This is a genomic window from Arthrobacter sp. 10N418 (assembly GCF_056394725.1).
The window spans coordinates 17,913-26,984 of record NZ_JBFTIK010000033.1; the positions used below are offsets into that span (position 1 = coordinate 17,913).

Annotated in this window: 13 protein-coding genes; 6 read left to right on the forward strand and 7 right to left on the reverse strand. The window is 64.9% G+C overall.

What is annotated here, in order from left to right:
• The first annotated feature begins 265 nt into the window (after nucleotides 1–265).
• Entirely contained in the window at nucleotides 266–478 is a 213-nt protein-coding gene (locus AC1DCZ_RS18070) for a hypothetical protein (protein WP_476975822.1), read from the forward strand.
• A gap of 95 nt (nucleotides 479–573) precedes the next feature.
• Here the strand turns inward: AC1DCZ_RS18070 and AC1DCZ_RS18075 are convergent, their stop codons facing one another.
• From AC1DCZ_RS18075 to AC1DCZ_RS18090, 4 genes are all read right to left on the reverse strand, one after another.
• On the reverse strand, nucleotides 574–723 hold the full coding sequence (locus tag AC1DCZ_RS18075) for a hypothetical protein (protein ID WP_476975823.1): 150 nt from the start codon (nucleotides 721–723) through the stop codon (nucleotides 574–576).
• 194 nt (nucleotides 724–917) lie between these two features.
• On the reverse strand, nucleotides 918–1,898 hold the full coding sequence (locus AC1DCZ_RS18080; protein WP_476975824.1) for a DUF4192 family protein: 981 nt from the start codon (nucleotides 1,896–1,898) through the stop codon (nucleotides 918–920).
• Nucleotides 1,899–2,475: 577 nt separating this feature from the next.
• Nucleotides 2,476–2,826, reverse strand: a complete 351-nt coding sequence (locus AC1DCZ_RS18085; protein ID WP_476975825.1) for a hypothetical protein — start codon at nucleotides 2,824–2,826, stop codon at nucleotides 2,476–2,478.
• Nucleotides 2,827–2,903: 77 nt separating this feature from the next.
• Nucleotides 2,904–3,335 carry a hypothetical protein gene (locus AC1DCZ_RS18090; RefSeq protein ID WP_476975826.1) on the reverse strand — a complete coding sequence of 144 codons (432 nt, stop codon included), beginning with the start codon at nucleotides 3,333–3,335 and terminating at the stop codon, nucleotides 2,904–2,906.
• Between the two features lie 623 nt (nucleotides 3,336–3,958).
• Between AC1DCZ_RS18090 and AC1DCZ_RS18095 the strand changes: the two genes are divergently transcribed.
• Complete coding sequence (locus AC1DCZ_RS18095; protein WP_476975827.1) at nucleotides 3,959–4,102, forward strand: hypothetical protein; 144 nt, start codon at nucleotides 3,959–3,961, stop codon at nucleotides 4,100–4,102.
• Nucleotides 4,103–4,158: 56 nt separating this feature from the next.
• Here the strand turns inward: AC1DCZ_RS18095 and AC1DCZ_RS18100 are convergent, their stop codons facing one another.
• Nucleotides 4,159–4,878: an HNH endonuclease family protein gene (locus AC1DCZ_RS18100; RefSeq protein WP_476975828.1), complete on the reverse strand. Its 720-nt coding sequence runs from the start codon at nucleotides 4,876–4,878 to the stop codon at nucleotides 4,159–4,161.
• Between the two features lie 462 nt (nucleotides 4,879–5,340).
• Here AC1DCZ_RS18100 and AC1DCZ_RS18105 point away from each other — a divergent pair, with 462 nt between their 5' ends.
• Genes AC1DCZ_RS18105 through AC1DCZ_RS18120 form a run of 4 tightly spaced genes read left to right on the forward strand, consistent with a single transcriptional unit; the run spans nucleotide 5,341 to nucleotide 8,460 of the window.
• Nucleotides 5,341–5,772, forward strand: a complete 432-nt coding sequence (locus tag AC1DCZ_RS18105) for a LexA family protein (protein WP_476975829.1) — start codon at nucleotides 5,341–5,343, stop codon at nucleotides 5,770–5,772.
• Nucleotides 5,765–7,063 carry a Y-family DNA polymerase gene (locus AC1DCZ_RS18110; protein WP_476975830.1) on the forward strand — a complete coding sequence of 433 codons (1,299 nt, stop codon included), beginning with the start codon at nucleotides 5,765–5,767 and terminating at the stop codon, nucleotides 7,061–7,063. Before AC1DCZ_RS18105 ends, AC1DCZ_RS18110 begins: the two co-directional genes overlap by 8 nt.
• 37 nt (nucleotides 7,064–7,100) lie before the next feature.
• Nucleotides 7,101–7,412: a hypothetical protein gene (locus AC1DCZ_RS18115; protein WP_476975831.1), complete on the forward strand. Its 312-nt coding sequence runs from the start codon at nucleotides 7,101–7,103 to the stop codon at nucleotides 7,410–7,412.
• Between the two features lie 25 nt (nucleotides 7,413–7,437).
• Nucleotides 7,438–8,460, forward strand: a complete 1,023-nt coding sequence (locus AC1DCZ_RS18120; protein WP_476975832.1) for an ATP-dependent DNA ligase — start codon at nucleotides 7,438–7,440, stop codon at nucleotides 8,458–8,460.
• Here AC1DCZ_RS18120 and AC1DCZ_RS18125 read toward each other — a convergent pair.
• Together AC1DCZ_RS18125 and AC1DCZ_RS18130 are read right to left on the reverse strand one after the other, a co-directional pair.
• A complete protein-coding gene (locus tag AC1DCZ_RS18125; RefSeq protein WP_156400164.1) occupies nucleotides 8,457–8,603 on the reverse strand; it encodes a hypothetical protein in 147 nt (48 codons plus the stop codon). The two genes, AC1DCZ_RS18120 and AC1DCZ_RS18125, sit on opposite strands and share 4 nt — an antisense overlap.
• A 9-nt stretch (nucleotides 8,604–8,612) precedes the next feature.
• A complete protein-coding gene (locus tag AC1DCZ_RS18130) occupies nucleotides 8,613–9,029 on the reverse strand; it encodes an SOS response-associated peptidase family protein (RefSeq protein WP_476975834.1) in 417 nt (138 codons plus the stop codon).
• Between the last annotated feature and the right edge of the window lie 43 nt (nucleotides 9,030–9,072).

Consider the following 9,072-nt stretch of genomic DNA (forward strand, 5'->3'; position numbering starts at 1 on the left):
ACGCAGGAGCGCCGAAGAAGAATTTCCGGGCCGCAGGCCCCGACGAAGGAGGGGCTAGAGGGGGTGGAGCGGGCACGTACGATCCGAAGGACAGCAGCCAAAAAACGTCGTACACACAAAAGGGCCAGGGGATCCGGAGCCCTGCGACGGTGCCCCCTGGACCCAACAGCCGGCCGCGAAGCGGACGCCCATCAACTGGTTGAAGCGCAGCGAAAACCAGTGCGAGCCCAGCGAGCATGCACTTGTCCCTGGGTAGGGTGGGGGCATGAGTGATCCGGCCCCGCGTCCCGGCCGCCCTTCCCGCGCGCTGCGGATCCTGGCTGTGGTGTTCACGGTTGCCGCAGTGGGATCGCTGGCGCTGGTGGCCGTGGACCTGATCGTTGGCCGTCCGGCAGCGGGCGATGTTTTCATCGCCGTGCTGAACAGCGTTGTTGCCGTGGTGCTATGGCACCGGTTGCCTGAAGAAGGGCGGGCGTGAGGAAGGGCCGGCACGTGCGCTTCGCACGTGGCCCGGCCCTTCCCTTGTTTTCCCTCTGCAAAGGAAATCTGTGCGGCGTCATCGCCGCGTGGTGTTCAGAAGTTGTGGTGTTCCTGGGCCCATTCGATGTCTACGGGGGCGCTCTGTTTGCCGGCGGTGAGCAGGCTCAGCTCGATGATGTCTTCGGCCAGGCTGGCGTCGGGGCCGGGCTTGTCGTCCTCGGTCAGGATGTATTCCGTTCCCATGCTCGCGCTCCCTGGTCGATGGCAGTGTTCGTGGCTTTGACTGTAACCGTGGTTTCTGCGCGTTCGCTGGGTTTGGTGGCTGCGCACGCGTCAGCGTCACGGCGGCCGGGGGAGCGAAGCGGAGGAGGCCGCCCCGTCACCGCGAAAAGGGCCGGGCCGGATCTCTTGGTGATCTCGACCCGGCCCTTGCCGGTTTAGAGGATGCGGCGCTTGTAGGAGGTTTCAGCGTGACGGGCGACCTCGGCGATGGATCCGCGGCTGATCAGTTCACTCAGCAGGACGGCCAGCCGGAAACCGGGCACGTCCGCGGCCCCGTACTTGAGGTAGCGGACGGCCTGGGTACCGTTGCCCTTGAGCCATTCCAGCCACCCCATCAGGGTCAACATCGGTGCGCGCTGACCGGCGGGGACAACTTTCATCAACTCGAACGCCAGGGCTTCGGCCCGGTCCACGCGGTCCCAGTCCGGCCGGGCGGTGAACTTCCCCAGCATCACATCAGCGAAGTTGCCGTTGTGGGTGGTGATGGTCTCGCGGAACAGGAAGTCCCGGACCATCTTGTGTTGGAAGGCGGCCGCGATCTCCCGGACCGTCTCCTGCTCGGGGTTTTCCGTGGCGTCCAGCGCGGCCGCCCATGCCGCGCATGCCGTCTCGATGTCCTCTTCGCTGCCTTCCGGCGCGTCGACCCGCAGTGCCCAGGTGCCCAGCAGGGCGGGGTTGTAGACATCGACGTCCGTGGCGGAACCGAAGTAGGTCAGGGTTGCGTTGGCCTGGCTGTCGGTGATCTGCGCCAGCGGGTTCTTCTCGTCGGTGCCGAATTCCGCCCAGTAGCCGGAGGTTACGAGCCAGACGTTGCGCACGGGCATCCGCGCGGCGGCCAGCTCGTTCACCAGCGCCGCGACGTGCACGGCGTAGGGGTAGCCGTACTCAAGGTGCTCGTCGGTGTAGACGATCACGTAGGAGGCGGTGGCCAGTTCATCGTTGGCCGCGTGGCTTGTCATCGTCTCTGCGTAGTTGCCCGGCTCGACGTGTTCCGGTGCGTCCATGCGCAGCGTTGCACCCAGCGACCCGGCACGGGCGGTGAGGACGACGAATGATTCCACGGGCTTGACTCCCAGCAGGTGCGGGACGGTGGCGAGCAGGTCAGCGGGACCGTTGAGGTTCAATTTTTCAGTCATGGTGTTGCTCCTTTTGCAGAGGATCGGGGTGGGTGGGGCGACCAATGGTGACCGGCCAGCTCCCCTTCTCCCCCCGTTGTTTTTTGGCTGCTGGCGGAGCTTGCGGAGCTGTGCCCGACGGAGACCCGTCTACCCAAAGGGCAAAGGGCGGGAAATTCCTGAAGGAAATAAGCGAGGAACGAGCGCCGGAAGGACATTTCCTGGCCTGCAGGCCCCGACGAAGGAGTGGCTGGACGGGGTGGAGCGGGCACGTACGATCCGAAGGACAGCAGCCAAAAAACGTCGTAGACACGCCAGGTCCAGGGGGCCCGGAGCTCTGCGACGGCACCCCCTGGACCCAACAGCCGGCCGCGAAGCGGACGCCCTCATGGGGTGTGAGCCCTGGCGAACCCCCCATTCCCCCCGGGCCACGGACAACCCAACGACGCAGGACAACCCCGGCCTGCCGCCGGCGACCGCCACCACGCACCCGCTCCTGGCGAAATGGCGGTCCGCCGCTGACGACCACCAGCACAAGCCGGCCACGACGGCGGACCGCCCGCGGTGACCGGCCCCGAAAGACCGGCCACCCTCGGCCCTATTCGCGGCGGTCGTGGAGCGGGACGGCTCCGTAATGTCCGGCTGCACGGCGGAACCGGGCGTCACTGCTGAAGATGAACGTTCCGCCGAACATGTACCAGGGGGCGGGTTCACCGGCCGGGGCGACAGGCTCGGCGTGAAGCACGGTCTCGCGGTGGAAGTGCTCTTTTTTGACGAGCCGGACGGCGGGCCGTTCCTTGGTGGCCTCGAAAACCGGGTCGATGCCTTCACCGATGACGGTTACTTCCATGACCCGGGCGGAGATGCCCCGGTTCGAGAAGTCTGTGCCCAGGGCGTCGCGGTAGATCAGGGCGGTGATGCCCTTGGGGGCGGTGGTGTCGTTGCTCATGTGCTGTCTCCTCTGAAGTCGTGGACCGCTGTACTGCCCGGCCCATCGCCGGGCAGTACAGCGGCTGGTAGTGCTGGTTATGCGGCGTCCCGCACGACGTAGGGCATCCGGTACCGGCTGGGAAGTTCAGCGGCCGCCTGCGGCAGGTCTGCCGGGCCTTGGGCCTGCCCGTTCTTCCAGTGGAAGAATGCTTGCTCCGTGATGGCCTCCCACAGGCGGGCTTTTGTCCGGTAGTAGGTGCACGTCACGTCACCCTCGCAGTAGGTCGCGATGCCGAACAGGTTGCCGATGCTGTCAGCGGTGCGGGTAACGGCAACCATGACGTAGGGCCACTGGCCCAGGTCCCAGCCATCACAGCCCCAGCTGGAGAGCACGGCCCAGCCGTGCTCTTCGATCAGTTCCATCCAGTCGTAGCCGCCGTTCATGTGGTAATCACCCAGCACGGTCACGCCGTCGATGGTTTCCCCGGTGTCTGCGAGAGTTACGGTCCTTTTGCTTACTGCGTTCATGGTGTTGCTCCTTCTTGCCGAGAAGTTGTGGCGGGTGGGGCGATCAATGGTGACCGGCCAGCTCCCCTTCTCCCCCCGTTGTTTTTTGGCTGCTGGCGGAGCTTGCGGAGCTGTGCCCGCGCAGGCCCGTCTACCCGAAGGGCAAGGCACGGAAAATCGTCGAAGGAAATCAGCGACGCAGGAGCGCCGAAGAAGAATTTTGCGGGCCGCAGGCCCCGGGAGGAACGACAGGGGCTAGGCGGGGTGAAGCGGGCACGTACGATCCGAAGGACAGCAGCCAAAAAACGTCGTAGACACACCAGGTTCAGGGGGTCCGGAGCTCTGCGACGGCACCCCCTGAACCCAACAGCCGGCCGCGAAGCGGACGCCCATCAACTGGTTGAAGCGCGCGGAAACCAGTCTTGGCGAGCGTAAATTGAGAGCGTCCTCCGTCATCGGCCGCTGCCCCAGTCGGCCGGTGGCGGTAGGGCCTGGAACTCCCACGCCAGTCCAGCCTGTGGCATGTTCGAAGGCGTAAGCAGCAGGATGTTTACACCCGGGTCCGCGTATTAAGCGCGGACCCTCCGCTGCGCCCCCAGCGTGTCTAGGAAACCCCTACCGCGCGGGGTGTCTAGGGTCGAGGCATGGACAGGGACGGATCAGGGGAGCTGGAAGGGCAGACGTCGATTAACGAGCTGCTCGACGAGTCCGTCGGCGTCGTCCCGGTCCAGCTGGCACTGCCGGTCCTGGTGCAGGTGAAGCCGGGCCACTTCCGGCGCGTGTTCTGATTCTGGCGCCAGACCAGGGCTGTCGGCCGGAGGGTTCGTTCAGTACCCGGGCGTGCCTACGTGCACGTGGCCAGGATGCCCGTGATCGCGTTGTGCTCGGCTTGGGTGACCCAGAGGCTGTACTTGGCTTTGACGGCCACTTGTTTGGAGACGTATTCGCAGCGGAACGCCTTGTTCGGGGGCAGCCATGTGGCGGCGTCCTTATCCCCCTTGGCGCTGTTTGCCGCACCGTCTGCTGCCATGAGATTTAGGGGGTCGTTGGCGAGTTCTTTGCGCTGGTCGTCGCTGAGTTGCTGGGCGCCTTTTTGCCAGGCGTCTGACAGCGCAACGACGTGATCAATCTGCACCGCTGAGCTGGTGTCCTGGCCGCGAACGAAGTTGATGGTCGTGCCGGTGTACTTGTCGGTCAGCGTGCCGGTGGCGACGACGCAGTTGGTGGTGCCGGGCTTGAACGTCTCGTTGGTGAGGTCCCGGGTGAGAATGTCATTGCGGGTGTCGCAGCCGTTGTGGTCCGTGTCGGACCAGGCGGGCCCGAACTCGTCGCGGCTGTAGCCGGTCTTCGCCGCCCTACCCTTGACCGGGATACTGCCCAGCACACCGATGGCCTTTTCGGCGTCACCGGCAGCACCCGGGGCCGGAGACCCGGACGCAGTGCCGGGCGCGGAATCGATGGCCTCAAGCGCCCGTGCTGCAGGGCCGCAGCCGACCAGGGATCCTGCCAGCAGCAAGGTGGTAAGGGCAGTCAGCGTCTTGGCGGCAGTACGGGTGATCTTCATGGTCCTTAAGCGTGTGTCGGAGAAGATTCACGCTACCGGCGCCCGCAGACAGACAAGGGAAAGCACCGTGATGGCGCCTGTCACACACTCCTGCCCGACGGAGGTCCAGACTCCCCCTGCGCGTGGGTGGTCCACCCGTTTTTGCGGGTGCTTGCATCGCCCGTTTTTGGCTGGCGGCTCCCCGCTGCCCCGCACACGAGTTGCCTTGGCCGCTGTCCATGATTGGGGTCAATTCGGGTTATCCACGGTCGAGCATTCTGGGGAGCCAGTGGGGAAGCTCCCCTTTCGGCAGCCGTAGCGGTGGATAACCCGGAAAAGAATTGTCCCCGGTTGTGGGCAGCGGCCCCGCCCCCGGCATCGCGGGGCGCACCTGCGGCCAGTTCAACATACTGGAACACACCCATTGTCAGCCCTGGCGCGTACACTGATTAACTCGAACATATATTCGAATAAAGGTGTGTTGTGGGCGTTATTGTTGGTCCCCGTGTGATAGATGCGGGCGTCTCCTTGTTGTCGGTGCTGGTCTCTCCGGTGCCGGTGGCGGCGGGGTTCCCGTCTCCGGCGCAGGACTATTTCGATGGCCGGATTGACCTGAACGCGCACCTGATCAAGGACATCACCAGCACCTATGTGGTGCGGGTGTCCGGGGAATCCATGGAAGGCGCCGGGATCAGCGATGGCGATGAGCTGATCGTGAACCGGGCACTGGAGCCCCACGACGGGGCTGTGGTCGTCGCTGTTTTGGACGGGGAGCTGACGATCAAGCGGCTGCGGATCACCCCGACAGGGGTGGTGCTGCAGGCGGAAAACCCGGCATACCCGGACATCAAGGTCCCGGCACTGTCGGATCTGACCATCTGGGGCGTCGCGACCAGGTGCTTGCATCATGTCTAAGCCGGCGCTGATGCGGCACATGCCGCAGATCGCGCACGTGGACGTGAACTGCTTCTACGCCTCCGCGGAGCGGGCGTTCGACCCTTCCCTGGAAGGCAAGCCCGTGATCGTGCTGTCCAACAATGACGGCTGCGCGGTCACCCGCTCCCCCGAAGCCAAAGCCCTGGGCATCGGCATGGGGGATCCTTGGTTCAAGCTCGCCCCGCGGGCGAAGGAATGGGGCCTGGTCGCACTGTCCAGCAACTACGAACTCTATGGCGACATCAGCGCCCGGGTAATGGAGCTGCTGGGCCGGTACTCGGCCTGGCTGGAGGTCTACAGCATCGACGAAGCCTTCCTCGGCGTCAAAGGCACCCCCGCCGAACTTTTGACGATGGGCCGGTCCATGAAGGCCGCGGTCCGGCGGAACGTCGGTGTGCCGGTCTGTGTAGGGATCGCGCCGACGAAGACGCTGGCTAAGCTGGCCAACAAGTGGGCGAAGAACAACAAGGCCTTCGCCGGTGTGTGCCACTGGGACTCCGTCCCCGCCCTGGAGCGGGAGGCACTGCTGGGCCGGCTGTCCGTCGAAGAAGTGTGGGGCATCGCCGGACGGCTGACCAGGCGGCTGAACGTGATGGGCATCTTCACCATCGCCGACCTGGTCCGGGCCGACCCGGTCGCAATCCGGGACAAGTTCAACGTGGTCATGATGCGCACCGTCCTGGAACTGCAGGGAACCCCCTGCATCCCTATGGAAGAGGAACGGATCGGGCGGGACCAGCTGATCTTCTCCCGCTCGTTTGCCCAACCCATCACCACCGCAGCGGGAATCCGGCAGGTGATGAGCGTGTACGGGCAGCAGGCCTCGGCGCGGCTGGCCAAGCACGGGCTGCAGGCCAAGGTCCTGACCGCGTTCGCTGGCACCTCGCATTTCAACCCGAACGACACTTCCTACCCCTCGGTGTGCGTGCCGTTGCCGATGCCCACGGCCGACCCAGTGATCCTGACCAAGGCGGGCCACGCGCTCCTGCCCCGGATTGTCGAAGGGATCCGGTATGCCCGGGCAGGGATCATGGTCACCGACCTGCGCCCCTCCGGCAACCAGGCGCCGCTGTCACTGTTCGAGAACCCTCACGAGGAACGCCACATCGGAACCCTGCTCGAAGACGTCACCCGAAGGTACGGCCGCGGGTCGATCGGCCTGGGCCACGGAGGAATCCGAGGCGGGCCGGACTGGACCATGAAACGCGACATGCTCTCCCCCAGATACACCACCCACTGGGACGAACTCCCCCTCGTCAAAGCCGCTTGAAGCGGCCGCGCTGCACCACCAGGAAGACAACAAGCACATGACCATCGCCCCTGAAGCTCCCACCCTCAGCACCCCTGTGGACGTCCGGTTCACCACCGCAGGCACTCCCCTGGCCGTCCGCTACGACGGCAAGATTTGGGCGGTAGCGGCCGAGCCGCTGCGCTGGTTCATACGGGACTCCTGGTGGGAAACCCGCCGAAACGTGCCTGTCGGCGTCGGCAACGTCGTGGACATCGAGCATTGGCGCGTCCAAGTCCGCCGCACCTCGAACTCACCGCTCCGGACCTTTGAGCTGCGCCGCGATCCCCTCTCTGAGCAGTGGCTGCTGGACGCCATCACTGACAATTGACCCCGGCCCTGCGTAGCGTAGGGCCATGGACCACGTAGCGGGGTTACCGGCTGGGCTTGCCCCGCCGGTGAAAGTCGCGCTGGCCCGCGCCATCGCCAAGATGCCACGCGGTGACGCATCGCACGAAACCCTACTGTTTGAACCCAAGTGGGACGGGTACAGATGTGTTGCAGTCAGGGATGACCACGGCGCCACACTGTGGTCCCGGCAAGGGAAGGAACTCACTGGGTACTTCCCTGAACTCTGTACAGCGGTCGCTGCGGCAGTGCCGCCGGGATGTGTGATCGACGGCGAAGCCGTGATCTGGAGCCAGGGCCGGCTGAACTTCGACGCCCTGCAGCAACGCTTGGGCGCAGGACCAAAAACCCTGCCCAGGCTGGTCATGGCAGCGCCGGCCAACTACGTAGCCTTCGACGTCCTGGCCGTGGCCGGGCATGACGCAAGGGACCTGCCCCTGAGCGGCAGGCGCGCGCTCCTGGAAGAACTCGCCGCCGGCTGGGAACCGCCGCTGTCCCTCTCCCCCACCACCACCGACCGGGCTGTTGCCGAACAGTGGCTCGAAGAGCTGCCCCATACAGGGAACGAAGGGCTGGTCATTAAAAGCCTCAACCAGCCGTACACGCCCGGCGTCCGTTCCTGGTTGAAGCTCAAGCATCGGGAAACCCTGGAGATCATCTGCGGCGCAGTGATCGGGCCGATAACTCAACCCTCCGAGGTCGTCGCCGGCCTGATCCTGGACGGCAGCCTGCGGATCGTCGGGCGGTCCACGCCACTGAAGACGAGAGAAAGCAGGGAACTGGCACAATGGCTTCAGCCGCCGAAGGCTCAGCATCCTTGGCCGGCCATTGTGAAAGGTACGGCCTTGGACAGGTTCAACAGGGACAAGGATCCCGTGGCACTGACACTGGTGGAACCCGTGGTTGTGGAGGTTTCCGCCGACACGGCTTGGTCGGGGAGGTCCTTCCGGCATCCCCTCCGGCTTTTGCGGGCTCGGCCGGAGCTATCCCCTGCCGATGTCGTCCTGCCGGACCGGCTTCAGGCCGGTTAGCGGTCCGTGCGGATCACTATGAGGTTTTGGCCCTCTTCCAGAAGCGCGTAGAGGTTTTCGCGTGCTTCTTCGTAGGTGTCACCCTCGGCCTCAATGTGGTTGTAGCTGCCGTCCGGGTTGGTAATGGTGCCGGTGAGTATCACCGCACGAGTCTATTTCTCCGCAGGTTCGGCGGGCTCGATGAGCTCCGGACCGTTGTTGCGCACGCTGTTGACCCGAGGGCTGACAATCCTCGGCGTCAGGGCAGGCTCCGGCAAGGACTCCAGCAAGTGCTGGATGCCGTCCTTGTCAGTCAGATCGGGGTCCAACCATTCAGCGAAGCGATCCCGCGGGATGATGACCGGGGAACGGTCATGGACGTGGCCCAGCGCGTCCTGTGTGGTTGTCGTGAGCACCGTGCAGCTGAGCAGCCATCTTTCCGGGTCATCTTCAGGCAGGGATGGGTCAGCCCACCACTCGTACAGGTCAAGTCCATTTGTGTGGTGTAACGCGTTTGTTGCGTGATTCTTGGGGTGGTTAGGCGCTGAGCGCCAGTTCGGGGTTGGTGTCCTCCTGTTCTGGCTCGGCAGCCGGCACGGTGCCGACGGTCTGTGATTGTTGCATGAGCTCGAG

Bases quoted from the DNA above. Each gene is read 5' to 3' on its own strand.
- AC1DCZ_RS18080 (WP_476975824.1), bottom strand. From the start codon at position 1,898: ATGACTGAAAAATTGAACCTCAACGGTCCCGCTGACCTGCTCGCCACC.
- AC1DCZ_RS18085 (WP_476975825.1), bottom strand. From the start codon at position 2,826: ATGAGCAACGACACCACCGCCCCCAAGGGCATCACCGCCCTGATCTAC.
- AC1DCZ_RS18100 (WP_476975828.1), bottom strand. From the start codon at position 4,878: ATGAAGATCACCCGTACTGCCGCCAAGACGCTGACTGCCCTTACCACC.
- AC1DCZ_RS18115 (WP_476975831.1), top strand. From the start codon at position 7,101: ATGACCATCGCCCCTGAAGCTCCCACCCTCAGCACCCCTGTGGACGTC.
- AC1DCZ_RS18095 (WP_476975827.1), top strand. From the start codon at position 3,959: ATGGACAGGGACGGATCAGGGGAGCTGGAAGGGCAGACGTCGATTAAC.
- AC1DCZ_RS18090 (WP_476975826.1), bottom strand. From the start codon at position 3,335: ATGAACGCAGTAAGCAAAAGGACCGTAACTCTCGCAGACACCGGGGAA.
- AC1DCZ_RS18075 (WP_476975823.1), bottom strand. From the start codon at position 723: ATGGGAACGGAATACATCCTGACCGAGGACGACAAGCCCGGCCCCGAC.
- AC1DCZ_RS18120 (WP_476975832.1), top strand. From the start codon at position 7,438: ATGGACCACGTAGCGGGGTTACCGGCTGGGCTTGCCCCGCCGGTGAAA.
- AC1DCZ_RS18110 (WP_476975830.1), top strand. From the start codon at position 5,765: ATGTCTAAGCCGGCGCTGATGCGGCACATGCCGCAGATCGCGCACGTG.
- AC1DCZ_RS18070 (WP_476975822.1), top strand. From the start codon at position 266: ATGAGTGATCCGGCCCCGCGTCCCGGCCGCCCTTCCCGCGCGCTGCGG.